Genomic DNA, 25,977 nt, shown 5'->3' on the forward strand with positions numbered 1-25,977 from the left:
ATTATGAAAATCTACGGTTATGAATCTGATGACAACAATTTAATATCGCTTAATGAACTCACACTTCAGCTCTCTGTAGATGAACTCAATGAGTTTATTGAATTTTTGAAGAGTACGGCTAAATTAATGGAGCTTTATGGTGATAAATTCGGGCATGAACATCTGAATGATTTTTATAAAAAAAATGGCAATCCAGATATAATTATTATTGGCGAATAAACGATAAGTCGAATATTTAAACCCTTATCCCCCGGAGCATCGCCTTAGCGGTGCTCTTTATATTTTGGTTGGACAGCCTGATATCCCGAAGTTGTTTGTGGTGAGTGATTACTGCGGGGGGCAATCCGTAATGGGGTCATTGGATAGATGTTGTGAATATATTTATGCGAATGGTTATAAAAAAGTAATTGTTGAGCATGCATCAGATCCTAAATAACTGCGCCTAATACCGCTCCACTTTTGTTAACCCATGTTTGTTTCTTGGGAAAGGTGAAGCGGCTTTCATAAATTGTCTGATATTTCTCAATAATTGCCACATTGTTCTGCAGCGATGATTACGTGTGACCGTTTCGTGCAACGCCAGCCATAAAAGCTCTATTTTATTTACCCACGGTGAATAAACCGGCTGATAAATAACTATAAACTTTGGATTATTCTTCAACCATTTCAACGCCTTTTTGCTTTTATGGATGATGTAATTATCAACGATCAGTGTGATTGTCTTGGCACTGCGGTATGTACTTCTTAACTTGCGTAACATATTGATGAACAGGCCTGAGTTCTTGCTTGTCCCGCTGACGTACTCCACTCTGCCGGTTCCCGCGTGAAGAGCTCCGGCAAGGTAATGCTTTTGATTCTTACCCGGCGTAGGAATGCGCTTCTGTTGACCTTTCTTTTGCCAGTCGGCGCCAATCTTAGGGTTGAGATCAATATCGACTTCATCCTCGTAAAATACGGGATGGTCAGCGCAGTTTTTTTCTAATGCTTCATCAATCGCTGCCAGTTTTTCCTCTTTGTGAGGATCGCGAATATGCAGTGTCGGAGCCGCTCTTCGCCACACAATTCCCGCCCCGGGTAACCAACGGCGAACTGAGCCAGGATGTAACGTTGAGTTAAATAATTTATTAATTTCAATCGTTAACATCTCAGTGCTCCACCGTGACCGCAGATACCAAAAGTCCTGAGGAGAGCGCTGAATCAGTAAATCAAGCATGCGCAACATCGCTTCCACTGGCCACTTTTTTTGACGTCCGGCCGGAAGAATTTTTAGGCCTTCGATACCAAATAATGTGAACCAGTTAATCCAGCGACCGCGCTGCACACAGGGTTTTAGAGACATAAGTGAGCGATTCACCACGATGCAACATCAGCATGGCCATAAGACGTCTGGAATGGTTTTTATCTGTTGTTTTATGGACAATTTTTTCCATCTGGCGTCGTTCATTATTGGGTATCGGTGCTATGATCGGCATAACTCAGTCCGGTTGTGATGATTTGTGATGATTTGTGATGTTTGGCGATTGATCAGATCGCTCAAACCGGATTGAGTTCCCTTCAGTGATCTACTATTAAGCGCAGTTATTTAGAGGTAAAGGCGAAACCACAGGTGGACAATTTTGGGTTTTAGAACATCCGAATAAACCAGCCTATGCAAATAGATATGGTATCCCAGAGGCTAATGTCGATCGTAGTGATTTCATTATGAAAGCTAAAATTAAGCCAGATATTATTGTTGTTACTCGCCCAGTTCAGGGGGGTGATGATAACCTGGGTTGTGGAATTGAAGTTGCAGTGCCACAAAATGCAGTTGATATTATTGAATTTAAAAAGTATTGATCATGAAAAATGATATTTATGATAACACAAGAGAATTAGCAAGGAAATTAAAGAGCATTGATAATGCTATGCTAGCAATAGAACTTATCAATTCTATTGAATACAGTAACTCCTCAACGGAAACTTTAATTAAGATAATCTATTGGTTGGAAAAAATAAACGTTAAATATATTGATGCGTCAACTGAGGATTTGCTAAAAATTACAAAGGAAGAAATATATGAAAAGTTGAAGTGATTTTTATTAGTGAGTCTTTATAGCTGGCGTGTTTGCTAGAGACTCTAATTGTTCATTTGTTTTTTCCTGGAATATAACATTGAAGCTGTTTCTCAACGATCTGAAAGCGTTATCTGCACTCGTAGGACAACTCCCTAAATTTTAGAAAACTTCCCACATGTTTACATCCCATTGGAACCGCCAGAGGATTGTATGAGATATGGAAATAGAAGGCATTGAACTTTGTAAACCAATCGTCGAGTTATTGGAATTTCTAAGGGAGAATGATTTTACAATCATTGAGGAAAGAATTAGTGATTATCATTTTCATGAGGTCTTCATAAAAATGAAAAACAACTCATCGAAAAGATTTGATAGCATTGGCATTGATAATATCACACAGCCAAATCCAGATGTGTTTTGTTGTAGTTGTCATTGGTCATGTGTGGCAATTGAATAATATTGCTGCAAAAGAAATCTCGGAAGGTTGCAGGAAGCATAAGGGTTGGTATTGTTTTAATATCATTTACTGGTCAAATATCACTGGGCTGTCTGGTGCTATAAAGGAGGGTAGTTTATTTGTCTAAGTTGAGAAAGTGTGTATTAGCCTTTAGGCCATTGTTCAATAATTTGGTTTTTAGGTTCTTAATTGGTTTCCCGTTAACTTTGTTGGCGCTAAAGATAGCCAGTTTATTCTTTTCTAGTGGTCATATTATTTTAGGGAAGATCTTTTTCACTATCGGAGCTATTCTGTTTTTGAATCTGATTATGCTGTCATTAGTCAATCAAATGTCAGGGGGGATATATTCTTTCCATGAAAATAATAACCCCGGGAATTTAAATAAAAATCCGGTCAAATTCGCATTCAAATATAGAAAGGCTATTTATGCTTGCTATAAGTGGTCATTTATTGTAAGCACTACCATTGGGATTTTCTTATTGTGGATAGAATAGGATGTAGTGTGGAGGTGTGATATGAAAAGTAAAAAATAAATCCTGGGGTGTGCAGATTTAATATTAATTTATTTGTATCTACGTGTTCTCCCTTAAAGGAATGCTCTTGTTAATGTGCAGAGTAACCAAGCGAGTGTTGAAAGTCGCTGGCAGAAATTTAATAAAAGACGGGTGGCTTCATAACACTAAATCCTGAGATAACGTAGAACCGATACCTTGAAGTCAGGCAAAGAATCCACAGTATGAATAGCACCCGTCCAGAGAGAAATTATTCCTGCTTTAACTTTTCCTGATACACACACAGATGCGTATACGCCGCCTGCAACAACGGAATATTGATCCCGACACGCGTGGCGCGCTCGACCAGATCACCAATAATCTGGTCGGCTTCGATTGGATATCCCTGCATCATATCGCGGTACATGGAGGAGGTCTGTGGTGAGTTTTTATCGGTTACCGCTTCCCTGACTTTTGCCACCGCCGGCGCGCGTTCCGCGTAGCCAAAGGCTTTCATGGTGGTCAGCGCCTCGGTGACAATAGCCTGGGCGAACTCTGTGCCGCCTGGCGCAGACGCCACCTGACCGATATTGCCACGCATGGTGCAGGTGATGGCGCCGAAGCTCGAGAGCAGCAGCCACTTCTCCCACAAATCCGTGATAATCGTTTCAGACAGCACGGCGTCGATATCGGCACGTTGAAATGCCTCGTCGACTTTCAGAATACGTTCGGTTTTTTCGCCTGACAGCTCGCCGTAAATAATCTGGTGCATTGGCGTCATCTGGTGAATATGCCCGTCGGCATCAAGCGTGGCGTTGATTTTACATAAGCCGCCGATCAGGGCGTGTTCACCGAAACGCAGACTCAGCGTCTCCATGTGTTTCATCCCGTTAAGTACCGGCATCACCATGGTGTTTTCACCGACAACCGGTGCGATATCTTTCATTGCCGCTTCCAGCCCGAAACTTTTTACCGTCAGCAAAATCAGGTCATAAGGCCCGGTCAGCTGCGATGCCTGTAAGACATTGGGCTGGAAATGGAAATCACCGTGCGGACTGTGAATGGTCAGCCCGTCCTGCTGAACGGCCTGCGCCCGTTTTTCACGTAAAAGAAACGTCACATCCTGCCCGGCCTGTGCCAGCCGCGCACCAAAATATCCGCCGGTCGCACCAGCTCCCACCACCAGAATCCGCATATATTTTCCCCATTGTTCAAGACATTCAGAAATAAACCAGTAAGTTTTAAACTACGGGAGGAGGGCTGCGGGAAGCAAGCATTGCTGAAAAGAAATGAAATGTCAGTATGAATATGGCGGGTGTAAAGTCGGTACAAATGTGGGATGAGAATGTAACTCCCCCGCCCGAAGACGGGGGAGTTACACCGCTATTTCCCCCGCGCCAGCACCTTGCGGTACAGCACCGGCAGTGAAATCACCACAATCAGCATCGCACCGACAATCACCGACATCACAATCCCCGGCACATTCAGCAGGCTGAGACCGAAGGTCAGCAGCCCCATCAGGAACGCTGCGATAATCACCCCGGTCATGCTGCCGGAACCGCCGAGCACGCTGACCCCGCCGAGCACCGCCATGGTGATCACGCTCAGTTCCCAGCCGAGCGCCAGCGTCGGACGCGTGCTGCCGAGCCGTGAGGTCAGCAGCACCGCAGCCAGTCCGGACATCACCCCGACCAGCACAAACAGTGTCAGGTTGTGGCGTTTCACATTAATACCGGAATACCATGCGGCGACCGGATTGTTGCCGATGGCATAGGTGCGACGGCCGAAGTTGGTTTTATGCAGCAGGAAATAGAACACTGCGCCGAGTACCAGGAACAGCGCGAACTCAAACGACAACGGCCCCCAGACATACCCCTGACCAAACCAGGCAAAACTGGCGGGATAGTGGTTAAGTGACTGGTCACCAAGCAACACATAGGTGATGCCGCGGAACAGGCTCATGGTCCCGATGGTAATGACGATAGAAGACAGATTCAGTCGTGTGACCAGCAGGCCGTTAATTAATCCGCACAGCAACCCCACGCTCAGCCCGACGCCCACCAGTGCTGGCGTCGGTAACCCGGCCTGCGCGCAGAATCCCATAATGGTGGAACTCAGCGCCATGGTTGACGCGACCGACAAATCGATTTCGCGGGCGATAATCAGCATCGCCATCGGCAGAACGATGATGGCTTTTTCGGTGAAGTTAAAGGTCGCGTCCGACAGATTCCAGATATTGAGGAAATACGGCGAGGCGAAGGCGTTCACCACAAACACCAGCAGCGTCACCAGCAGCAGGAAACCTTCCCAGCACATCAGACGGCGGAAGAACGGCGTCACCGCCATCGGTGCGTTCCCGGCCGGAGAGGTCTGCGGCGTGTTGCGCGACGTTAAGGTCTTGTTCATGATCTTACCCCGGTATTAGTTCGCACAGGCTGGACGGCAGGGGAGTGGCGCAGGATCAGCCGTCCTTTACGTTTGTTGGCGCGTTCGTTGAGGATCACGGCGATGACAATCACGCCGCCGGAAATGGCCATCTGCCAGAACGGTGAGACTTCAATCACCGGCAGGGCGTTGTTGATGACGCCGAGGAACAGCGCGCCGAGCAGGCAGCCGACCACCGAGCCGATGCCGCCCATGGTGCTGATGCCGCCGATCACGCAGGCTGCGACGATCTGCAACTCGAAACCGTTGGCGACGTCTACGTAGGCGACGGCGAAACGTGAAATCCACAGATAGCCGCAGAATCCGGCCAGCGCGCCGGAAAGGCAGAAGCTGACGAACTGCATTTTGCCCGCGTTAATGCCGGTGTAATACGCCGCGGTGGCGTTACCGCCTGCGGTATATAAAGCGCGACCGGTGCGGCTGTAACGCAGGAAATAGGCCACCAGAATCAGAGCGGCAATCGCGCACCAGCCGAGCAGCGGCAGGCCGATAAAGGTGGCGCGCGGCAGACTGAGGAACTCCGGGCTCATCTGATGGGCGTTAATCCAGCCGCCGTTTGAGAGCAGGAAGATAATGCCGCGATAAATGCTCATGGTGCCGAGCGTCACCACAATCGGCGGAATACCGACTTTCCACACCAGCAGCCCGTTAATCGCGCCCATCACCAGCCCGAGTACCGTCGCCAGTAAAATCAGCGACCACACCGGAATATGCGGATAGTGGAAGTTAAGCAGCGCGACGATCATCCCTGTCAGCGCCAGATTGGCGGCCATCGACAAATCGATCCCTTTGGTCAGCAACACCATCATCTGGCCGAGCGCCAGAATGATCAGAATCGAGGTGTCGTTAAACATCTCAAGCAGGTTGCCCGCGCCGACAAACTCCGGCGAACGCGCACCGACGCCGAGCACCATCAGCACGATGACCACCGCCAGCAGCAGCTCGCGGTATTTCAGCAGGTTTTTGATCATGCTGCCTCCTCGCCCGCGCCACTGGCCGCGCTGACAATCATTTCTGCGGTTGCCTCACCGGCATTGAATTCCGCCACCATCAGCCCTTCGTGCATCACGATGATGCGATCGGCCATGCCCATCACTTCCGGTAATTCAGACGACACCATAATCACTGCCAGCCCGCGCCCGACCAGTTCAGACATAAACTGATGTACCGCCGCTTTTGAGCCGATATCAATGCCTTTGGTCGGCTCATCGAGAATGATGATGTCCGGTCTGGTCGCCAGCCATTTGGCGATCACCACTTTTTGCTGATTGCCGCCCGACAGCGTGCCCACGGCTTGTTTCCAGCTGGAGGCCTTGACCTGCAACCGTCTGGCGTAATCATCGGCCAGCGCCCACTCTTTTTTGTCATTCAGCACGCCACGCGGATTGAGCTGGCTGAGCTGCGGCAGACTGATGTTCTGACTGATCGGCAAGTCAATGATTGCGCCTTGTTTCTGGCGCTCTTCCGGCACGTACACAATCCCCGCCCGGATGGCCTGAGAAGGGCGCGAAAAATGGTGTTCTTTGCCGTGGATCAGAATTTTTCCACCGGCGGGATGCGTGACGCCAAACAGCGCCTGCATCAGTTCGGTACGCCCCGCGCCGACCAGCCCGTAAAAGCCGAGGATTTCGCCCTTGCGCAGCGAAAAATTAATGCCCGCAAACTCGGTCGGATGGCTGAGGTTTCGCACTTCCAGTACCGTCTCGCCCGGTTCACAGTTCACTTTCGGGTAAGCCTGACTGACTTCACGACCCACCATCATGGTCACCATCTGCTGTTCGCTGATGTCGCTGATTTTGCCGGAACCGACATAACTGCCGTCGCGCAAAACCGTGTAGTAATCGGAGATAGAGAAAATCTCGTCGAACTTGTGCGAGATAAACAGGATGGCTTTGCCTTCGCGTTTCAGGCGTTCAACTATCTGATAAAACTCAACGATTTCATGCTGAGAAAGTGCCGCCGTCGGCTCATCGAGGATCACCACCTGCGCATCAAATGACAGGGCGCGGGCAATCGCCACCATATGGCGCTGCGCGATGCTTAACTCCTTCAAAATGGCGTGCGGATCGATATTCACTTCCAGACGGGTCAGAATGTCGCGCGCCTGCTGATGCATCGCCGGCCAGTTCAGACGTCTGAACAGCCCGCGATAAAGATAATGGCCGACGAAAATATTCTCGGTGACGGAGAGCTCGTCAAACAGCACGGTTTCCTGATGGATCGCGGTGATCCCGACTTTATGCGCGGATTCGGGATTCGGCAGTTTGATCGGAATCGCTTTATAACGCAGTTCGCCTTCTTCCGGCTGATAAATGCCGGTCATGACTTTCACCAGCGTCGATTTTCCCGCGCCGTTTTCGCCAATCAGGGCGGTTACTTTTCCCGGATACAAATCCACGTGAACGTTATTTAACGCCCTGACACCCGGAAAGACTTTGCTGATGCCCTGTAAGGACAGCAGCGGCGTCGATGAATCAGTCATGTCGTTTCCCCTGTCTGGCTAAGCACAACAAAACGGCCAACCGGCGCACCGGTCAGCCGCATTCAGGATCAGAAGATTTTGGAGAATTTGTCGATGTTGCTGGCGTCATAAACAAAGGGTTCAGCCATGGCGCCGCTGCCGTCAGCATCCAGTTTCACCTTGCCTAAACGCCCCATGCTGGCTTCGGTTTTGGTGGCGGTGCCTTTGACCAGATCGTCGGCCAGATACGTTGCGGCGTAGCCCAGATCAATCGGGTTCCAGATGGCAAAGCTTTTAGTTGCGCCGGATTTCACCGCACCCGCCATTTCAGACGGCAGACCCAGACCGGTCACGTACACTTTGCCGATTTTGCCCTGATCTTTCACCGCCTGCGCGGCCGCCACGATACCGACGGAAGAAGGGGAAATAATCACTTTCAGATCAGGATAGGATTTCAGCAGGCCAATGGTTTCACGGTAGCTTTTATCTGACAGATCATCGCCATAGGCGACGGTCACCAGATTGACGGAAGGATACTTAGGCAGCACCTTCTTCATCTCGGCAATCCACAGATTCTGGTTGGTGGAGGTCGGCGTGGCGCTGAGAATGGCCACATCGCCTTTCTCCACATTCAGGGCTTTCAGCGCGTAGGCGGCCAGTTTGACGTTGGTTTCACCAATCAGCGCGTTGTTAGACGGATTAAGGTGGATCTGGCGGCCGTCTTTGGCGACCCCGGAATCCCACGACACCACTTTGATGCCGCGCTGCATGGCTTTTTTCAGCACCGGTACCAGCGCATCCGGGTCATTGGCGGAGACCGCAATGGCATCGACGCCCTGCGCAATCAGGCCGTTCAGCACTTCGATTTGGGCTTCTGCGGTGGTGGTGGTCGGGCCGGTATAAATCACTTTCACATCGCCCAGTTCTTTGGCGGCCTGTTGTGCGCCGACGTTGGCCGCTTCAAAAAAACCGTTGCCCAGCGATTTTGCCACCAGCGCAATTTTCACTTCTGCCGATGCCGCGCCTGCCATAAGGATACTGCTCGCGATCAGGGTAAGGCTCAGTACGTGTTTTAATTTCATTGTGTGTACTCCGCATAAGTCCGCATAAAGTTTAACGACCAAAAAAGTTGCCGACGCGCCAGGCGCATGATCACGACTCTAGGAGGTTGCTGACAGACTGACCTTTCCGCGAGTGCCAGTTGAGGGCGAACTATGGCAAAGAAGCAAAGGTTTAAGCGAACAACCTCACAAATTGATAACAATCTTGTTTCGGTCATGCCAAACGTTCCGAAAAACACAGATTACCGGTTTCTGAAAGCCGTACTGAAAACAGGCGTAAAGCTAAGCGGTACGCCGGATTGCGCCGGATTGCGTAAGGATATAAATGTTTTGTTCAAAAGCGGATGGCTGATCACAGTTTCAGCCCGATGGCTGCCCCGGTGCCGACTAAGATATTACGATAATGTTAATAAGGAGTCGGAAATGACCGTGTTACGCAGTAGTGAGTATTTTCCCTCAGGAGATTTCCCGGTCACCATTGAACCCCGTTATCCGCAGGAAACCTTTCCTGAACACCATCATCAGGATTTCAATGAAATCGTGCTGGTCGAACGGGGAACGGGCACCCATGTGTTTAACGACCAGCCGCTGATCCTCAGTGCGGGCAGCGTGTGTTTTGTCCGCCACTGCGACCATCATCTTTATGAAGACACGGAAAACCTGCATCTGACCAATGTGCTGTACCGCAGCCCGAATGCCTTTCGCTTTCTGAACGGCGTCAGTGATCTGCTGCCGCAGGAAACCGATGGCATTTATCCGGCGCACTGGCGCATCAGCCCGAACCAGATTGTGCAGGCCAAAACGCTGATTGACCTGCTGGCGCGAAAACCTGCCACCCGGTTGCCGGAATCACAGGCGCAGCAGGAGTTGTATTTCATGCAGCTGTTATTGTTGCTGCGTAAAGGCAGCCGTGATGTCGGTTATCGTGGGCAGGGCGGCGATCTGAATAATGTGCTGGACTGGATGAACGAACATTACGATGAGGAAATCGACTGGCCGCAACTGGCGGCGCAGTTTTCCATGTCGCTGCGTACCTTGCACCGGCAGATGAAACAGCAAACCGGCTGTACGCCACTGAATTACCTTAACCGTCTGCGTCTCCTGAATGCCCGTAATATGCTGCGTTTCAGCGACAGCCCGATCACCGAAATCGCCCACAATTGCGGCTTCTGCGACAGCAATTACTTCTCCACCTTGTTCAAACGCGAATTTGGCTATGCGCCACGAAGCGTTCGCCAGTAGTCCCTCCCCGTATTTTGCAAAATTGTTATGTCGGACAGTCCGAACATGACATTTTTGCCATTTCTCAAAATTAAATGGCAATCACGGAAAGGTAAAAACCAGACGGATAGAACAGGCTGTTAAAACTTCACAAAAAAGAGCTTTTTTATTAACAACTCGTTCATCACCTCTATCCGTACCTGGGAGACCCTAGACATGAGCACAGTTCAGAAACGTATGTACATCAACGGCGAATTCGTTGAAAACACCGGCGGAAAGTGGATTGACGTTGTGAATCCGGCCACAGAACAGGTGATTTCACAAATCCCTGAAGGCTCAGCAGAAGACGCTAAAAAAGCCATTGATGCCGCCGAAGCGGCGCAACCCGGCTGGGAAGCGTTGCCAGCGGTTGAACGCGGCGTATGGCTGCACAAAATCGCCGCAGGCATCCGCGAGCGCGAAGCCGAACTGACCGAAACCATTATTGCGGAAGGCGGTAAAACCTACGGTCTGGCGCAAACCGAAGTGCTGTTCACCGCCGATTATCTCGATTACATGGCGGAATGGGCGCGCCGTTACGAAGGCGAAATCATTCAGAGCGACCGTCCGAACGAAAATATCTTTGTGTTCCGCAAAGCCATCGGCGTGACCACCGGTATTTTGCCGTGGAACTTCCCGTTCTTCCTGATTGCCCGCAAAGCCGCACCGGCGCTGATCACCGGTAACACCATCGTCATCAAACCGAGCGAAATCACACCGAACAATGCGGTGATCTTCGCAGAAATCATTCACAAAATCGGTCTGCCAAAAGGCGTGCTCAACATTGTCACCGGCTACGGCCCGACCGTCGGCCAGGAACTGGCAGCCAACCCGAAAGTCGGTATGGTCAGCCTGACCGGCAGCGTGGCCGCCGGTATCGCCACCATGACCGCCGCGGCGCAGAACGTCACCAAAGTCTCGCTGGAACTGGGCGGCAAAGCCCCGGCCATCGTGATGAATGACGCGGATCTGGATCTGGCGGTGAAAGCCATCGTCAGCTCCCGTGTGATCAACACCGGACAGGTGTGTAACTGTGCCGAACGTGTGTACGTGCAGGAAGGCGTCTACGACGAATTCATTTCCCGCATCAGCGAGGCGATGAAAAAAGTCACCTTCGGCAATACTGCCGAGCAAAAAGAACTGGATATGGGCCCGCTGATCAGCGGCGCAGCGTTACAGCGCGTGGAAGAGAAAGTGGCGAAAGCCGTGTCACAGGGTGCGAAAGTGCTGCTGGGCGGGAAACGTCACGGCGACAAAGGTTTCTTCTATCAGCCGACCGTGCTGGTGGATGTGAAACAGGATATGCCGATCATGCACGAAGAAGTGTTTGGCCCGGTGTTGCCGGTCGCCACCTTCAAAACGCTGGATGAAGCCATCGCGATGGCGAACGACAGCGAATATGGCCTGACGTCGTCGATTTACACCAGCAACATCAACACGGCGATGAAAGCCCTGAAACAGCTGAAATTCGGCGAAACCTACATCAACCGCGAAAACTTCGAGGCGATGCAGGGCTTCCATGCAGGCTGGCGTAAATCAGGCGTCGGCGGCGCAGACGGCAAACACGGCTTGCAGGAATACCTGCAAACGCATGTTGCCTACCTGCAATTCCATTAATCCGCAGTGACTGGCCGGAGCAGGGCAACCTGACTCCGGCCAGAAAGGACATATCATGAGCCGTCACGATTTCCTGACCGGTATTCGTCAGCATAAATTCATGCAAACGCTGTTCCCGCCACAGAGTGAAGAACCCCATCCTGTGGCGGATTTTGGCCGTGCGCTGACCCTGATGGGCGGCCTCTGGGATGAGACGTTTTTGCGGACACCCCGAAACGGTTACACCACGCTGAACGCCTATCTGCGCGGGGTGTATCCGGCCGACGCCCGGTTCTGCTCCGCCACACCGGAAATCATTGCTGATGTGGATTTTAACGCGCGTAGCGATGCGGCATCGCTGAAAGAGGTGGATGTGGGGGTGGTACGCGCCTGCTTTGGCGTGGCAGAAACCGGCGCGGTGTTTCTCAGCGATCATCATTTATGCGTCAACACGCTCAGTGCGATGGCCAAAAATCTGGTGGTACTTCTCGACGTTCAACATATCATCGAACATCTGCATCTGGCCCACCGGCAGCCGCAACCTTTCAATGCCCGCTACACCATTATGATCACCGGCCCGGCGGCGATGGCCGACAGCGAAAGTGCGCTGATGCTGGGCGCCAAAGGCGTGAAAAGCCTCCGGGTGATCGCGATTTAAGTCCGAAAACCCATGGATCCTGCTGTACTCACTTCGTCTAAAATAACTCCTGTAAATAAAATAAATCCTATCTGATACAATCAGTAAATCGATGCATATCAGGCATATCCTGACTATTTTCTGTGAGTGAGCGCGACACCCATGAGCGTGATACAGAGCCTTATCAAACAAGCTTTTGGCACCGGTAACGGCCACGAAGCGGCGAGCTTTCTGGCCAGCGCATGTAACCGCATGAAGGCAATGGATAAAACGGCTATCGCCCGCGAAGTGGAAAGCGCGCTGAACGGCGTCAGTTTCAGCCGTCCTGATACAGAAAAGGCCAAAGTCAAAACGGTGTATAAAGACACCGCCGTCACCCTCGAAAAACTCGCTTCCCTGCAAAAACAGGTGCGCAGCCTGATGCATGAACTGGCCGTTGCGCGCAGTAAAACCGGCACGGGTCCCAATGAAGACGCGGAGCGGATGAAAGACGAACTGTTCCGCCTGAACACGCGGATCAGCGACCTGCAACGCCAGTCAGAAATACAGAAAAAGCAGCATGCCGACGAACTGGCGCTGCTGCGCTCCCGCCAGCGGGCTACCGGAAATTCCAGCTCAGCCGAACTGGACGCCGCGAACCGCCTGATCGCCTATACCGGCAGCCAGATGGCCGCCATGGCCGCCGCACGCGATACTCTGCAACAGCGCGTCAGTGAGCTGGAAACCGAATATGACCGCCGGTTAAGTGAGGAAGAAGACAAACGCCACGCCGCCAACCGACGTGCCGACGGGAATTACGCCCTGCTCGGTCAGCAGAAAGAACTGACTGCAGAGGCAAACCGTAAAGTCACTCAGTTGCGGGCGAGCCTGAAACTGGAAGAGTACGAAGGGCAGTCGGTGAAGAGTGAAACGGCGAAACTGAAAAAACAGCTCGCCGCACTGGAAGAGGAAAACAGCCGCCTGGCGGAACGCTCCCGCGATAACGAGGACGACTGTGAACGCCTGAGCAATGCACTCGAGCGTACCAGCAAGGAATTCGCCGCCTACAAGGCGCAAAAAGAACGCTTCTCCCGCTGGATCCACATTCCCAGCGCCATGATGGGCCTCGCCGTCGTTGCACTGGTGATGTATACCGATGCCCAAACGGGACATTGGTTTGACAGCCTCACACCTGCCGCATTGCTGGGCACCGTCGTTTACGCGCTATCCCATACCATCGCCTGGAGCCGCAAGGCGTAGCGGGCGGCTGTCATTCCCTGCCTTTACTTCACGGCTACCGCAGCCGCTTGCTCGATCCGCATTGCCACATCCCGCCCCTGTGCTTCGAATTCCCCCCTGTTTGTGTGTCACTTGGGCGCGGCGATCTGACAGGGGAATCACATGACGATGACAAAACGTCATGATGCCTCTTGTCTGCCGGCGCTGTGAAAACGCTTTCCCGCCCGCTGTTGTGGATATTTTGTACAGTCAGGTTATTTTCGGTTTTATATCTTTTGTAAAGACCGGGCAGTGGCAATACACGGAACTGATCGGATGAAAAAACAGCGTCGAATATTCCACTGTCTTAAAATTGTGGTCTATATTTATTCTGCAACCGGGGCTTTCGTCGGAGTTTCGAAAGTTGAAAGGGGAATGGAAAATCCGAAAGTCCGCCCTGGTAAATACGCAATTCTTGCCTGATGTGGTTTTTTGTTAATGCTTTATTTATCAGTACGTTAAATATTATGTAATCGTTTCCATTGTGCTGATGATAAAGCCTTGCCCGCAGGCGGGTCAAATTTCGAATGAAAGGCTGTTTTTATTTTATTGGTGAATAAAAACGTCGCATGAGGAATAAATCCACGGGTTTTGCGCGGAAATTAAAATTGAACGCGGCTTCCGATGTACACGAAGTGCGATATTTTGTTAAAAAGTTATATTTGTAAAGTTGCGTATGTACTAACAGGAAGAAAAAAACTATAGTGAGCCACCTCACGGCTCTCAATCAGATTGGTCGATTTATGTCTACTTCTAATGTCTAAAATTGAGAGATGCGTCGTCTTTTTTGACTCAACCTTTTAACGTAAAAACAAAAGAACTCATAAAGTGAACGCCAAAACCTCTGCTTTTATCATCACGTTTTTGTCATTTCTGAACCCTGTTTCAGTCAGTTACGCACAGTCAGCTACCGCGACGCCGAAAGGTGAGACGGGTGACGCATCCGATGCGTCGACGATGATGGTCATCAAACGGGCCAGCACCGGTGAGTTGTCTGAACTCGATACCCCGGCGGCCGTCAGCGTGATTGATGGTGAAGATTTCAGAAACAGCAAAGCGCAGGTCAATCTTTCCGAAAGCCTGGGCAGCGTCCCCGGTTTGCAGGTTCAGAACCGCCAGAACTATGCGCAGGACTTGCAGCTTTCCGTACGCGGATTCGGCAGCCGTTCTATGTATGGCGTGCGCGGCGTGCGTATTTACGTTGATGGTATTCCGGCCACCATGCCGGACGGGCAGGGGCAGACCTCCAATATCGATCTCAACTCGGTGGAGCGCGTCGAAGTGCTGCGCGGGCCGTTCTCGGCGCTGTACGGCAATGCGTCCGGCGGCGTGGTGAACGTGGATACCCAGACCGGTTCTCAGCCTGCAAAACTGGAAGCGGGCACCTATTTTGGCAGCTACGGTTCATTCCGTAACAGCGTGAAAGCCAGCGGTGCGACCGGTGACGGCACCCATGCCGGTGATGTGAATTACCTGATTTCCGGTTCCCGTTTCACCACTGACGGCTACCGCGATCACAGCGGCACCCAGAAAAACCTCGGTAACGGCAAGCTCGGTGTGCGCATTGACGACGACAGCACCCTGACGCTGATGTTTAACAGCGTCTCCGTCGATGCCAACGATCCGGGCGGCCTGACAGAATCTGAATGGCATGATAACCCGACGCAGGCGAAACGCGCCGGTCAGTACAACGCCCGTAAGAGTCTCGATCAGACACAAGTCGGCCTGCGCTATCAGCGTCAGATGGGCGAGAACGACGAGTTCAGCCTGATGACTTATCACGGCGAACGCCACACGACGCAGTACCAGACCATTCCGGCCGCGTCGCAGAAAAACCCGCTGAACGCAGGCGGCGTTATCGTTCTTGAACGTAAATATTCCGGCGTGGATACCCGCTGGACGCATCAGGGCGATCTCGGTTCTGTCCCGGTCACGCTGACCGGCGGGCTGGACTACGAAACCATGACCGAGCGCCGCTTCGGTTACGAAAACTTTAACAGCGAAGGCGATCTGGGCGTAAAAGGCGACGAACGCCGTAACGAAAAGAACGTGATGTGGAACCTCGATCCCTATCTGCAAACGACGTGGAACCTGACACCGCGCTGGACGCTGGATGTCGGTGCGCGTTACAGCACGGTCAGTTTCGATTCGCAGGATTACTACATCACCGGCAGCAACCCGGATGACAGCGGTTCGCGCCGTTATCACAAACTGCTGCCGATGGCCTCCCTGAACTACGCGGTGACGCCAGCGCTCAATACCTACATTTCTGCCGGTCGTGGATTTGAAACGCCGACCATCAATGAACTTTCTTACCGTACTGATGGCCAGTCCGGCCTGAATCTCGGTCTGGAACCGTCCACCAGCAATACCGTAGAACTGGGCAGCAAATGGCGCGTCGGCAATGGTCTGGTCACTGCGGCGGTCTTCCAGACCGATACCGACGACGAATTGATTGTTGCTGAAAGTGTCGGCGGACGTTCGAGTTATACCAACGCCGGCAAGACCCGCCGTCGCGGTCTGGAACTGTCGTTAGATCAGCAGATTGAAGAGAACTGGCGCGTGAAAATGGCCTGGACGTTGCTCGATGCCACCTTCCGTAATGAGACCTGTGGCGCGGGGGATTGCACGCCAGCGGGCAACCGTCTGCCGGGTATCGCCCGCAATATGGGCTACGCTTCCCTTGAGTGGGCACCGGTTGATGGCTGGCACGCCGGGGCAGATGTCCGTTACATGAGCGACATTGAAGTGAATGACGAAAACAGCGAGCAGGCACCGGCGTATACCGTCGCCAGCGTGAACGCCGGTTACCGCTTCAACTGGGACAAAGTGACGCTCGACCTGTTTACCCGCGTCGACAACCTGTTCGACAGAAACTATGTCGGCTCGGTGATCGTCAACGAAGGCAACGGTCGTTATTTCGAACCGGCACCTGGCAGAAACTACGGTGGCGGCGCAACGCTTTCTTATAGTTTTGAGTAAATATCAGAAAGCCAGTTTTTCAGTCAGTAAGCACTATGAACCACGCGGTGTTGCCCGAACCTGCACGTTTTGAAACACGGCAACACATGCACGGAATGACACCCGGTGAGAACCGGATGTTCTTGAAGATTCGGGTCGTCCCTGAATCGACGATTATAAAAAATCAGTAAGGTCATCAACTATGGAAACGAAAGCCTCGTTATCACGCATCGTCGTCATAATTACCGCTTTGTTCGCCGCGTTAAGCGGGATTTATCTTCTTGTCGGCGGTATCTGGCTGGCAAAATTAGGTGGTTCTCTTTATTACATTATTGCCGGTGTTATCTCGCTGGTTACCGCGTGGCTGCTGTACCGCCGTCGCTCGTCTGCACTGCTGTTGTACGCAGTCTTCCTGCTCGGCACCACTATCTGGTCCGTATGGGAAGTGGGCACTGATTTCTGGGCACTGACGCCGCGTCTTGACGTCACCTTCTTCCTGGGCCTGTGGATCCTGCTGCCGGTTGTTTACAACCAGATGCTGGCGAAAAACGCGTTCGCGCGTGGCGCACTGGCCGTTTCCCTGCTGTTCACCGTGATTGTGCTGGCGTACTCCGTCTTCAACGATCCGCAGGAAATTAACGGCACTATCAAAGCTGCTGATGCGGCACCGGCTGCGACAGATTCCGGCGTTCCCGCCAGTGACTGGCCTGCCTATGGCCGTACTCAGGGCGGTACCCGTTACTCGCCACTGAACCAGATCAACGATAAAAACGTCAGCAAACTCGACGTGGCATGGACTTTCCGTACCGGTGACCTGAAGACCCCGAACGATCCGGGCGAAATCACCGACGAAGTCACGCCAATCAAAATCGGCGATATGCTGTACCTGTGTACGCCGCACCAGAAACTGTTTGCTCTGGATGCCGCGACCGGTAAAGAGAAGTGGAAATTCGATCCGCAGCTCAATTCTAACCCGACCTTCCAGCACGTGACCTGTCGTGGTGTGTCTTATCATGAGACAACGCCTGCGGCACAAGGTGATGCGGCTAACGGCGCAGCCCCTGCTGTCTGTGCACGTCGTATTATTCTGCCCGTCAACGATGGCCGTCTGTTCGCACTCGACGCTGAAACCGGCGCACGTTGCCCGGCATTCGGTAACAACGGTGAGCTGAACCTGCAGGGCAATATGCCTTACGCAACGCCAGGCCACTACGAGCCAACTTCACCGCCAATCATCACTAAATCTGTGATCATCGTGGCGGGTGCGGTTACTGATAACTACTCAAACCGCGAGCCTTCCGGCGTGATCCGTGGCTTTGATGTGGAAACCGGTAAACTGCTGTGGGCCTTCGATCCGGGTGCGGCTGAGCCGAACAAAATCCCAGAAGATGGTCAGCACTTCACACCGAACTCCCCGAACTCATGGGCACCTGCGGCTTATGATGACAAACTGGATCTGGTTTACCTGCCAATCGGCGTGGCAACACCTGATATCTGGGGCGGCAACCGTACTCCGGAGATGGAACGTTACGCGAGCGGCCTGCTGGCGCTGAACGCGACCACCGGTAAACTGGCGTGGTTCTATCAGACGGTTCACCATGACCTGTGGGATATGGACGTGCCGGCGCAGCCAACACTGGCTGATATCACTGACAAGAACGGCAACAAAGTCCCTGCGATTTATGTTCCGACTAAAACCGGTAACATCTTCGTGCTGGATCGCCGTGACGGTAAGCTGATTGTTGATGCACCAGAAAAACCTGTACCGCAAGGCGCAGCGAAAGGTGACCACGTTTCTCCGACTCAGCCATTCTCCAAACTGACTTTCCGTCCGGAAGCCAAACTGACCGGTAAAGACATGTGGGGCGCGACGATCTACGACCAGCTGATGTGTCGTGTGATCTTCCACAAACTGCGTTATGAAGGCACCTTCACACCGCCGTCCGAGCAGGGCACGCTGGTGTTCCCGGGCAACCTCGGTATGTTCGAGTGGGGCGGCATTTCAGTAGATACTGACCGTCAGGTGGCTATCGCTAACCCGATTGCCCTGCCATTCGTGTCTAAACTGATCCCACGCGGTCCGGGCAACCCTATGGAGCCGGATGAGAACGATAAAGGCGGTTCCGGTACTGAGACCGGCATTCAGCCGCAGTACGGCGTGCCATTTGGCGTGACGCTGAACCCGTTCCTGTCTCCACTGGGCTTCCCTTGTAAACAGCCTTCATGGGGTTACATCTCCGGCGTTGACCTGAAAACCAACGATATCGTGTGGAAAAAACGTATCGGTACCGTGCGCGACAGTTCACCATTACCGCTGCCGTTCAAAATGGGTATGCCAATGCTGGGCGCACCGATTTCTACGGCCGGTAACGTGTTCTTCATCGCAGCGACCGCAGACAACTACCTGCGCGCATTCGATATGAGCAACGGTGACAAACTGTGGGAAGCACGTCTGCCAGCAGGCGGCCAGGCGACCCCGATGACGTACTCTGTGAACGGTAAACAATACGTTGTTATCGCAGCAGGCGGTCACGGTTCGTTCGGCACCAAACTGGGCGATTACATCATCGCTTACGCACTGCCAGACGCTGACGCGAAATAATCAGCCGTCATAAGCTCTGAAATCTGAAAGGCCGCGAAAGCGGCCTTTTTTACATCTGAACAGTTTCCCCAAAAACAAAAAAAGCCACCTGCAGGTGGCTCCTTCTGGCTGATCCGTCAGCAGTCATGAATCATTTGTAGAGAATGGCAGTGCCGTGGATCTGATTCTGACCACCGGCTTCAATGATTTTGTATGACGTTGCACCGGCAGCTGCGGCTTTCGCTGCAAAGGTGGATTCCATACCGTCCAGCGTGGTGCTTGTTGCGGTAACGGTATTGAGTTGAGCAGCAACGCTACCGAAAGTGACAGCAGTAAGGGCAACAGCTACAGCAAAAAGTTTGATTGATCTCATGACCAAATTTCCTTCTCTCAGATTAACAGGTGAAGGCGTTGTGCCTCCGTTGAGATAAAGAATAGACCTGGCAGCCCCTGATGGATAGCGGAGGGTTTTGCTGATAACCATCAAATTATTTGAACGATTGTGATGCGATAAAGTCACCTCATCAAGGCAGGGGTTTCTGCGCACCACACCCTGTCACCTGAGGATAGTTTCGGCAAACCAGCATGAGTTTATGTTTCGGTTCGAAGCCTTTATCCAGCATACATTGCTGAACTTTCGCCGCTTTCAGGACAGTCGGAATAAAAGGAACCGAGCCTAAGGGTTTCGGATATCCGCACTCATACATCACCTGTAACGCGAGCTTATCGTTCTCAACAGCGTGCGAAAAATGCAGTGAGGCGCCTGCTTTACGCCAGCTGATGAGCTGCGATTCAACCCGGCCTGAATCCGGTTTGATCGGGTGAAAACCCTCATCGGCTACAAAAGGTAGCGCTTCGAGCTGCCGCTGGCTCAGCGGATGTCCCTGCTGTTTCCCGATGCAGGCAGGGGTGTTTTTGTGGTAATCACAAATATGGAAATCACCCTTATAGGTAAATCCTTTCCCCTCCATGCACTGGAAATACAGCACCGTTTCATTCTCAGTAAAAGAAGGTTCAGGCCCCGGAAGCGGGACGCCGCATTGTCCCATCGCAACACGCGTTTCATCGATGTTGGTTTTGGGGCGTTGCCACTGGGTGAGATCAGGCGGCGGCGGGCATCCGGTGAGCAGAAAAACCGAACCAATGAGCGCAGATGAAGAAACCAGAGAAAAATAGCGAGGCATTAAAATCCCTTATTTATAATGATGATAGCGACTTCCTAAATTCCCGGCAGGCTCAGGGAGCGAAAGGGAAAGCATAACTTTAGTTCAGTATCTGGAAATCGACGGTTTTTTACATCCCCTGAGAGGAGGAGTAACACGATGAATGAGGTTCTGGAAGAGATAAAGGCGCTGGAATGTAGCCTTCATGGTGGCAGACGCACAGATGAAAAGTGGCTGGAAAGGGTTCTGCATCCGGCCTTCCGCGAAATCACGCGTTCGGGGCGAATGGTTGACCGGCAACAGACAGTGGCGGCGCTGACTACTGAAACACAAGAATTAAACCTCGAAGCGAAAGATTTTCAGCTGCAGAGGCTTAATGAAGGTTGCGCGATCCTGACGTATAAAACCTTTACGCGCACGGGAGATGAAAAGCGGCGTTATACGCTGCGCTCCTCTTGCTGGACGAAAGTCGTAGGAACCGGCTGGCAGATGATTTTTCATCAGGGCACGCCAGCGGCTGAAACGCTGGCGTGACACCTTGCGCGGAACTAAGAAGCACAACCCTCTGGCTTAAAGACCCGCGTAGTGGAGGCCGGATTATTTGCCAGCTTATTCGCCGGTCTGCGCGGACGGGCGACAAGTTCTCCGCCGCAGTTGGGGCATACTCCCTTCAGCGTGTTTTCGGCACAAGGAACGCAGAAGGTGCATTCAAACGAACAAATCCTCGCATCGGCGGCAGGCGGCAGATCGGTGTTGCAGCACTCACAGTTGGGTCTCAGTTCCAGCATAGAATTTATCCTTCCTCAGCACGTTTATGTTTCAGCCATTCTGCAGGTGAGTGGCAGGGTTTCGCAAGCGGCTCAGACTGATCAGCATCGCCAGCACCGTGGCAATCACCGCGACCCACAAACTGACCTTCACCGCCTGCGCTTCGTGTAACACCGTGCTGGCAGAATAAAGTGTCAGGATAATGCCGACGCACGCCGTTCCCAGACACTGTCCGAAGGTGCGCATGATCGCCAGCACGCCGGAGGCATAGCCGCTGTTTTCCCGTGAAGCGTTGGAGAGCATTTCGCGGTTGTTCGGACTCTGGAAACAGCCGAAACCGAGGCCGCAGACAAAGCTTCGCAGACAAATATCCCACATCTGCGGGTGTTGTGGCAGTTGTGCCAGCAGCAATAAACCCAGCGCGAACACGCACAATCCCACGGTCGAAATGATCGCTGCCGGATAGCGGTCAGCGAGGCGTCCTGCGTGTGGCGCGGCGAGAATAATCCCCAGCGGCCACGGCGTGAAAAGTAATGCGGAAACAAAGGCGCTGTAACCGTAAACGCTCTGAAACAGGAACGGCAGCGCGACAAAGGTGATGCCCTGGCTGACGAATGAGGCCAGGGAGGTGAAGGCCGCCAGCGTGAACCGCGTGGAGGCAAACATGCCGAGCGGCAGCAGCGGTTTTGGCGCCCGACGCTGACGCCAGACAAAGGCCACGCCTGCAATTATCGCCGTCAGGCCATAGGTTATGGCGGTGGCAAGTTTGTCATTTCCCGGATGCGCAAAGGATTCTGCCGCCATAATCAGCGCGCCCAGTGCGACTGCCGATAAAATCGCCCCGGCAGTATCAAACGGCTGGCGCGTACTGGCGGGGTTTGATGGCACCACGCGCAGCGTAAGAATGACCGCAATAATGCCGAGCGGAATATTGATCGCGAACAGCCACTGCCAGCTCATCGCCGATAATATTGTCCCGCCCAGCACCGGCGCGACAGCGGTGCTGGTGGCGATCATCAGAGCATTCAGCCCCAGTATTCGTCCGAGAAGGCGGTTGGGGAAAACGGAGCGCAATATCGCCGGGCCAATACTCAGCGTGGCTGCTGCGCCAATTCCCTGAAGCACCCGCATGATAATCAACATGTCGAGCGATGATGACAGCGCACAACCCAAAGAGGCAAGGGTGAACACCGTCAGTCCGGCGGCAAACAGCGGACGGAAACCGATGCGGCTGGCCAGCGCGGCGAAGATTGCCAGCGTCATGGATGCGGAAAGCAGATAACCGTTCGACACCCACACCGCCGCGCCCGCCGGAATCGCCATCGCCTGCGCGATTTGCGGCAGGGCGATGTTGACCATCGAACCGTCGAATACCGCCATCGTTGCCATGATCATCACGGCTGCCATGGCCAGTCCCCGTTCGTGGCCGGGTAATCCTTCATCGCCTGGTTGGTCGGAAAAAAGTTCCATAACGCATTCGCCTTATTGATATTGAGTCAGGTAACTATACCGGCGGTAAATATAGTGCGGAAGACGCACTATCTGCACTTAATACCTGCACCAAACGCCTTCTCTCATTATTGCCGTTGCGTTACTCTGTTCAGATGACTGAACCCGATCTGAACTTACTTATTGCACTTGATGTGCTGCTGGCTGAAGCAAGTGTAGCCGCTGCTGCCCGACGTCTGGGATTAAGCGCGTCGGCCATGAGCCGCACATTGAGTCGCCTGCGTGCCACCACCGGCGACCCGCTGCTGGTGCGCGCCGGGCGAAATATGGTGCTGACGCCTTACGCCGAAGAGATCCGCCAGCGTGCGCAGAATGCCGCCTTTGAGGCGCGCGCCCTGTTACGGCCCTCATCAGCAGATTTCAATTTAGCCAGACTTGAGCGTACTTTCCTGATCCGATCCAACGACGGTTTTGTGGTGGCTTTCGGCGCAGCGATGATTGCCGCCGCCGCGCAGGTAGCCCCTTCTGTGTGTCTGCGGTTTATGCCAAAACCGGAAAAAACCTCAAATGCGCTGCGGGAAGGGCGGGTCGATCTTGAGATCGGTGTTTTAGGCGATATGGGGCCGGAAATCCGCTTACAGACGTTGTTCCGCGACAGGTTTATGGGCGTGGTCAGAAAAGGCCATCCGCTGGCGGCGGAGAAAGAGCTTACCGCGAACGATTATGTGTCGTTCGGGCATGTTGTCGTTTCACGTCGCAACAACACTTACGGACCTGTGGATGACGCGCTGGCCGAAGTCGGGCTGAAAAGGAAAATTGCCGCCGTCGTGCCGGGTTTTTCCGCCGCCCTGGCGATTGCGCAAAACTCCGATCTGGTGGCGCTGATCCCCGCGTCATTCCTCATTGCTGAGCCAGACCGGCTTTATGCCTTTGAACTGCCGGTAAAAACCCGGGAAATCACCATTTCCCAGATGTGGCATCCGCGTTCAGAAGTCGACCCCGCGCACCGCTGGCTGCGGCAACTGGTGCTGAGTGTGTGCCGGGAAAAAGGGCCGGGTTAACGGTTTACTCCGCTTCCAGATAATGCTTCAGCGTCATGCGCAAATCAGGCGTTAATTCCTTGATGTTGTTGAGCATCCAGCGCAGATACATCGGGTCGTCTTCGGCTATTTCGGCAATTTTCCTGCCGCGATATTTGCCGAACATCATGGTGCTGACTAACGCAGGTCGCCCGGTGATCGTCACCATTTCTTCCGGCGTCCAGCCGGATTCCTCCATGATGCGGATCAGCAGCGCGGCAGTGATGTAGCAGTCAAACAGTGCGCGGTGATGATGCAGATCGGCTGGCGTGGCAACCTGCAATTTGAGGGATTTATAGAGCGCCATGTTGCTGTATTTGATCCCCGGCCATAAACGGCGGGAAAGTTTCACGGTGCAAATCCAGTCGCCCGGCATCTCAGGCAGCATACGCTGGTCAAAACTGGCGTTATGCGCCACATAATATTGACTGCCGTGGTAGCGGGGGATGATCTCTTCAATCCACGGTTTGTCGGCCACCATCGCCTCGGTGATTTTGTGGATTGCCATCGCCTGATGGCTGATCGGGCGGTCAGGGCGCACCAGATCGCTCATCGGATTGACGATTTTACCGTTTTCAATATCGACAGAGGCCACTTCCACCACGCCGCCTTGCAGTCCGCAGGTTTCCGTATCAATTACACGCAACATATTCCACTCCAGAGGCTCACCGGACTCTTTCTAAAAACGCTAGCCTAACGGATTGATTTCCTCATGCCCACTTTTCTCATCACAAAGTGCACGCACAAATATGTCCTCACAGTCGTTCCGTCTATTTCCTGTACAGATCACATTTCTTCCCGCTTTCGTGAAAATGCTCACATTCACCCGTGCAGATGCCCAAACAAACCCCAAAATTTTCGGCTTTTAGCCGTGGAAATGCGTCCGTAAACTGGCTAAGTTCAATAATGAAACGGTATTTTATTATTGTTGGATTGCGGTTTTAAAGAAATGTGAGCGCGCTCACATGGCTGAATGAACACGCAATTGCGGTGCGCTCTGAAGAGCGTCAACTCTCTCAGTAATGGCAGGTATCGCTGTGAAAATAAGTTCTGTTGAAGTTTCTGTTTTTACTTATCCGACCCGTCGCGTTTCTGACAGCGCGGGTCATTCTCATCCGGGTGAAGAAAGTCAGGCGAAAATGGCGATGTTAACCATCACCACCGATGAAGGCGATTGCGGCTATTCCTTTGCGCCGCCGGAAGTGGTGCGTCCGCATGTTGTGAACGCCTTTTTCAGAAAAGTGCTGATCGGCCAGAATCCGTTCGACCGCGAGCGTCTGTGGCAGGATTTGGTGCACTGGCAGCGTGGCAGCGCGCATCAGCTGACCGAACGGGCGCTGTCGTTTGTCGAGCAGGCGCTGTGGGATCTGATTGGCCGCAAACTCAACATGCCGGTGCACAAACTGCTGGGCGGATTCCGTGAAAAAGTCCCGGCGTACGGCAGCACCATGTGCGGCGATGAGCTGAAAGGCGGGCTGTCGACGCCGGACGAGTTCGGCCAGTTCGCCGAGAAGCTGGTGGCCCGCGGTTATCAGGCCATCAAGCTGCACACCTGGATGCCGCCGGTGGCGTTCGCGCCGGATCCGAAAATGGATATCAAAGCCTGCGCCGCCGTGCGTGAAGCGGTCGGCCCGGATATCGACCTGATGCTCGACGGCTATCACTGGTACAGCCGCAGTCAGGCGCTGACGATTGGTAAGGCGCTGGAAAAACTCAACTTCGCGTGGTTCGAAGAACCGATGGAAGAAGAGAGCATGGCGTCGTACGCATGGCTGGCGGAAAACCTGTCTATCGACGTGATCGGGCCGGAAAGTCTCGGCGGTAAACACCACAGCCGTGCGGACTGGGTGAAAGCCGGTGCCTGCGACATTTTACGTGCCGGAGCCAATGGCGTCGGCGGCATCTCGCCGTGCATGAAAGTCGCCAGTCTGGCGGAAGCCTTCGGCATGGACTGCGAAGTGCACGGCAACGGCGCGGCCAGTCTGGCGGTGGTCGGTGCCATCCGCAACTGCCGCTGGTACGAACGCGGTCTGCTGCATCCGTTCCTCGAGTACGACGAACCGGCAGCGTATCTGAACAGCATTGTTGATCCGATGGATGAACAGGGCTTTGTGCATCTCTCTGACCGCCCTGGCCTGGGCGAGGACATCAATTTTGATTACATAGAAACCCATACCGTCAGCCGCGACTGACCTGCGGGCAGAAAAAATAATAAACCTCTGACTCTACCCGGAAGGTACATCATGAACTCTGGCAA

General features: G+C 53.0%; 23 protein-coding genes and 1 pseudogene. 13 read left to right on the forward strand and 11 right to left on the reverse strand.

Annotated elements, in window-relative coordinates:
* Window positions 1–3 precede the first annotated feature (3 nt).
* Complete coding sequence (locus tag EDF78_RS02500) at window positions 4–219, forward strand: hypothetical protein (RefSeq protein ID WP_133822458.1); 216 nt, start codon at window positions 4–6, stop codon at window positions 217–219.
* A gap of 223 nt (window positions 220–442) precedes the next feature.
* Here EDF78_RS02500 and EDF78_RS02505 read toward each other — a convergent pair.
* Window positions 443–1,472: pseudogene (locus tag EDF78_RS02505) on the reverse strand (IS630 family transposase).
* Window positions 1,473–1,701: 229 nt separating this feature from the next.
* Between EDF78_RS02505 and EDF78_RS25900 the strand changes: the two are divergent.
* The 3 genes from EDF78_RS25900 (at window position 1,702) to EDF78_RS02515 (ending at window position 2,511) form a co-directional block, all read left to right on the forward strand.
* Entirely contained in the window at window positions 1,702–1,836 is a 135-nt protein-coding gene (locus EDF78_RS25900) for a hypothetical protein (protein WP_279586764.1), read from the forward strand.
* 2 nt (window positions 1,837–1,838) lie between these two features.
* Window positions 1,839–2,072: a hypothetical protein gene (locus EDF78_RS02510; protein ID WP_133822459.1), complete on the forward strand. Its 234-nt coding sequence runs from the start codon at window positions 1,839–1,841 to the stop codon at window positions 2,070–2,072.
* 199 nt (window positions 2,073–2,271) lie between these two features.
* Window positions 2,272–2,511 (forward strand): AraC family transcriptional regulator, encoded by a 240-nt coding sequence (locus EDF78_RS02515; protein WP_133822460.1) that lies wholly within the window; start codon window positions 2,272–2,274, stop codon window positions 2,509–2,511.
* A 762-nt stretch (window positions 2,512–3,273) separates the two neighbouring features.
* On the opposite strand, the gene panE is transcribed toward EDF78_RS02515, so the two are convergent.
* The 5 genes from panE to rhaS (EDF78_RS02540) form a co-directional block, all read right to left on the reverse strand.
* Entirely contained in the window at window positions 3,274–4,197 is a 924-nt protein-coding gene (panE, locus tag EDF78_RS02520; protein WP_133822461.1) for a 2-dehydropantoate 2-reductase, read from the reverse strand.
* Window positions 4,198–4,385: 188 nt separating this feature from the next.
* Window positions 4,386–5,408, reverse strand: coding sequence for an ABC transporter permease (locus EDF78_RS02525; protein ID WP_095925443.1), 1,023 nt, complete (start codon window positions 5,406–5,408; stop codon window positions 4,386–4,388).
* The gene (locus tag EDF78_RS02530) at window positions 5,405–6,418 is read right to left on the reverse strand and encodes an ABC transporter permease (RefSeq protein ID WP_133822462.1); all 1,014 of its coding nucleotides are present in this window, start codon (window positions 6,416–6,418) and stop codon (window positions 5,405–5,407) included. The genes EDF78_RS02525 and EDF78_RS02530 overlap by 4 nt, the downstream gene beginning before the upstream one ends.
* Window positions 6,415–7,929, reverse strand: coding sequence for a sugar ABC transporter ATP-binding protein (locus EDF78_RS02535; protein WP_133822463.1), 1,515 nt, complete (start codon window positions 7,927–7,929; stop codon window positions 6,415–6,417). Before EDF78_RS02535 ends, EDF78_RS02530 begins: the two co-directional genes overlap by 4 nt.
* 68 nt (window positions 7,930–7,997) lie before the next feature.
* Window positions 7,998–8,990 (reverse strand): rhamnose ABC transporter substrate-binding protein, encoded by a 993-nt coding sequence (gene rhaS, locus EDF78_RS02540; protein WP_133822464.1) that lies wholly within the window; start codon window positions 8,988–8,990, stop codon window positions 7,998–8,000.
* A gap of 402 nt (window positions 8,991–9,392) precedes the next feature.
* Between rhaS (EDF78_RS02540) and rhaS (EDF78_RS02545) the strand changes: the two genes are divergently transcribed.
* The 6 genes from rhaS (EDF78_RS02545) to EDF78_RS02570 all read left to right on the forward strand — a co-directional run bounded on the left by rhaS (EDF78_RS02545) (window position 9,393) and on the right by EDF78_RS02570 (window position 19,282).
* Window positions 9,393–10,211, forward strand: coding sequence for an HTH-type transcriptional activator RhaS (gene rhaS / locus EDF78_RS02545; RefSeq protein WP_131693581.1), 819 nt, complete (start codon window positions 9,393–9,395; stop codon window positions 10,209–10,211).
* Between the two features lie 195 nt (window positions 10,212–10,406).
* Window positions 10,407–11,846 (forward strand): aldehyde dehydrogenase, encoded by a 1,440-nt coding sequence (aldA, locus tag EDF78_RS02550; RefSeq protein WP_095925448.1) that lies wholly within the window; start codon window positions 10,407–10,409, stop codon window positions 11,844–11,846.
* Window positions 11,847–11,901: 55 nt separating this feature from the next.
* The gene (locus EDF78_RS02555) at window positions 11,902–12,483 is read left to right on the forward strand and encodes an LUD domain-containing protein (RefSeq protein ID WP_119824812.1); all 582 of its coding nucleotides are present in this window, start codon (window positions 11,902–11,904) and stop codon (window positions 12,481–12,483) included.
* Between the two features lie 141 nt (window positions 12,484–12,624).
* Entirely contained in the window at window positions 12,625–13,701 is a 1,077-nt protein-coding gene (locus EDF78_RS02560) for a hypothetical protein (protein ID WP_133822465.1), read from the forward strand.
* Between the two features lie 846 nt (window positions 13,702–14,547).
* On the forward strand, window positions 14,548–16,701 hold the full coding sequence (gene pqqU, locus EDF78_RS02565; protein WP_133822466.1) for a TonB-dependent receptor PqqU: 2,154 nt from the start codon (window positions 14,548–14,550) through the stop codon (window positions 16,699–16,701).
* 181 nt (window positions 16,702–16,882) lie between these two features.
* The gene (locus EDF78_RS02570) at window positions 16,883–19,282 is read left to right on the forward strand and encodes a glucose/quinate/shikimate family membrane-bound PQQ-dependent dehydrogenase (protein WP_095925457.1); all 2,400 of its coding nucleotides are present in this window, start codon (window positions 16,883–16,885) and stop codon (window positions 19,280–19,282) included.
* 130 nt (window positions 19,283–19,412) lie between these two features.
* On the opposite strand, the gene EDF78_RS02575 is transcribed toward EDF78_RS02570, so the two are convergent.
* Window positions 19,413–19,634 carry a YdgH/BhsA/McbA-like domain containing protein gene (locus EDF78_RS02575; protein WP_133822467.1) on the reverse strand — a complete coding sequence of 74 codons (222 nt, stop codon included), beginning with the start codon at window positions 19,632–19,634 and terminating at the stop codon, window positions 19,413–19,415.
* 151 nt (window positions 19,635–19,785) lie between these two features.
* Window positions 19,786–20,445: a hypothetical protein gene (locus EDF78_RS02580; RefSeq protein ID WP_133822468.1), complete on the reverse strand. Its 660-nt coding sequence runs from the start codon at window positions 20,443–20,445 to the stop codon at window positions 19,786–19,788.
* A gap of 138 nt (window positions 20,446–20,583) precedes the next feature.
* On the opposite strand from EDF78_RS02580, the gene EDF78_RS02585 reads away from it, so the two are divergent.
* Entirely contained in the window at window positions 20,584–20,958 is a 375-nt protein-coding gene (locus EDF78_RS02585) for a DUF4440 domain-containing protein (RefSeq protein WP_133822469.1), read from the forward strand.
* Between the two features lie 14 nt (window positions 20,959–20,972).
* Here the strand turns inward: EDF78_RS02585 and EDF78_RS02590 are convergent, their stop codons facing one another.
* Window positions 20,973–21,212, reverse strand: coding sequence for a DUF1272 domain-containing protein (locus EDF78_RS02590; protein WP_133822470.1), 240 nt, complete (start codon window positions 21,210–21,212; stop codon window positions 20,973–20,975).
* Window positions 21,213–21,243: 31 nt separating this feature from the next.
* Entirely contained in the window at window positions 21,244–22,662 is a 1,419-nt protein-coding gene (locus EDF78_RS02595; protein ID WP_133822471.1) for an MFS transporter, read from the reverse strand.
* 134 nt (window positions 22,663–22,796) lie between these two features.
* Here EDF78_RS02595 and EDF78_RS02600 point away from each other — a divergent pair, with 134 nt between their 5' ends.
* The gene (locus tag EDF78_RS02600) at window positions 22,797–23,702 is read left to right on the forward strand and encodes a LysR family transcriptional regulator (RefSeq protein WP_133822472.1); all 906 of its coding nucleotides are present in this window, start codon (window positions 22,797–22,799) and stop codon (window positions 23,700–23,702) included.
* 4 nt (window positions 23,703–23,706) lie between these two features.
* Here EDF78_RS02600 and exoX read toward each other — a convergent pair whose 3' ends face one another.
* Complete coding sequence (gene exoX, locus EDF78_RS02605; protein ID WP_095925467.1) at window positions 23,707–24,369, reverse strand: exodeoxyribonuclease X; 663 nt, start codon at window positions 24,367–24,369, stop codon at window positions 23,707–23,709.
* Between the two features lie 388 nt (window positions 24,370–24,757).
* Here exoX and EDF78_RS02610 point away from each other — a divergent pair, with 388 nt between their 5' ends.
* Entirely contained in the window at window positions 24,758–25,912 is a 1,155-nt protein-coding gene (locus EDF78_RS02610; protein WP_095925837.1) for a mandelate racemase family protein, read from the forward strand.
* Window positions 25,913–25,977 lie beyond the last annotated feature (65 nt).

This window comes from Rahnella sp. BIGb0236 (assembly GCF_004364755.1).
GTDB lineage: Bacteria > Pseudomonadota > Gammaproteobacteria > Enterobacterales > Enterobacteriaceae > Rahnella > Rahnella victoriana.

Bases quoted from the DNA above. Each gene is read 5' to 3' on its own strand.
- EDF78_RS02515 (WP_133822460.1), top strand. From the start codon at position 2,272: ATGGAAATAGAAGGCATTGAACTTTGTAAACCAATCGTCGAGTTATTG.
- EDF78_RS02600 (WP_133822472.1), top strand. From the start codon at position 22,797: ATGACTGAACCCGATCTGAACTTACTTATTGCACTTGATGTGCTGCTG.
- EDF78_RS02510 (WP_133822459.1), top strand. From the start codon at position 1,839: ATGAAAAATGATATTTATGATAACACAAGAGAATTAGCAAGGAAATTA.
- EDF78_RS25900 (WP_279586764.1), top strand. From the start codon at position 1,702: ATGAAAGCTAAAATTAAGCCAGATATTATTGTTGTTACTCGCCCAGTT.
- exoX (WP_095925467.1), bottom strand. From the start codon at position 24,369: ATGTTGCGTGTAATTGATACGGAAACCTGCGGACTGCAAGGCGGCGTG.
- EDF78_RS02555 (WP_119824812.1), top strand. From the start codon at position 11,902: ATGAGCCGTCACGATTTCCTGACCGGTATTCGTCAGCATAAATTCATG.
- rhaS (WP_131693581.1), top strand. From the start codon at position 9,393: ATGACCGTGTTACGCAGTAGTGAGTATTTTCCCTCAGGAGATTTCCCG.
- EDF78_RS02595 (WP_133822471.1), bottom strand. From the start codon at position 22,662: ATGGAACTTTTTTCCGACCAACCAGGCGATGAAGGATTACCCGGCCAC.
- aldA (WP_095925448.1), top strand. From the start codon at position 10,407: ATGAGCACAGTTCAGAAACGTATGTACATCAACGGCGAATTCGTTGAA.
- EDF78_RS02560 (WP_133822465.1), top strand. From the start codon at position 12,625: ATGAGCGTGATACAGAGCCTTATCAAACAAGCTTTTGGCACCGGTAAC.
- EDF78_RS02585 (WP_133822469.1), top strand. From the start codon at position 20,584: ATGAATGAGGTTCTGGAAGAGATAAAGGCGCTGGAATGTAGCCTTCAT.
- panE (WP_133822461.1), bottom strand. From the start codon at position 4,197: ATGCGGATTCTGGTGGTGGGAGCTGGTGCGACCGGCGGATATTTTGGT.
- EDF78_RS02575 (WP_133822467.1), bottom strand. From the start codon at position 19,634: ATGAGATCAATCAAACTTTTTGCTGTAGCTGTTGCCCTTACTGCTGTC.
- EDF78_RS02500 (WP_133822458.1), top strand. From the start codon at position 4: ATGAAAATCTACGGTTATGAATCTGATGACAACAATTTAATATCGCTT.
- EDF78_RS02590 (WP_133822470.1), bottom strand. From the start codon at position 21,212: ATGCTGGAACTGAGACCCAACTGTGAGTGCTGCAACACCGATCTGCCG.
- EDF78_RS02525 (WP_095925443.1), bottom strand. From the start codon at position 5,408: ATGAACAAGACCTTAACGTCGCGCAACACGCCGCAGACCTCTCCGGCC.
- EDF78_RS02580 (WP_133822468.1), bottom strand. From the start codon at position 20,445: ATGCCTCGCTATTTTTCTCTGGTTTCTTCATCTGCGCTCATTGGTTCG.
- EDF78_RS02530 (WP_133822462.1), bottom strand. From the start codon at position 6,418: ATGATCAAAAACCTGCTGAAATACCGCGAGCTGCTGCTGGCGGTGGTC.
- EDF78_RS02570 (WP_095925457.1), top strand. From the start codon at position 16,883: ATGGAAACGAAAGCCTCGTTATCACGCATCGTCGTCATAATTACCGCT.
- EDF78_RS02535 (WP_133822463.1), bottom strand. From the start codon at position 7,929: ATGACTGATTCATCGACGCCGCTGCTGTCCTTACAGGGCATCAGCAAA.
- rhaS (WP_133822464.1), bottom strand. From the start codon at position 8,990: ATGAAATTAAAACACGTACTGAGCCTTACCCTGATCGCGAGCAGTATC.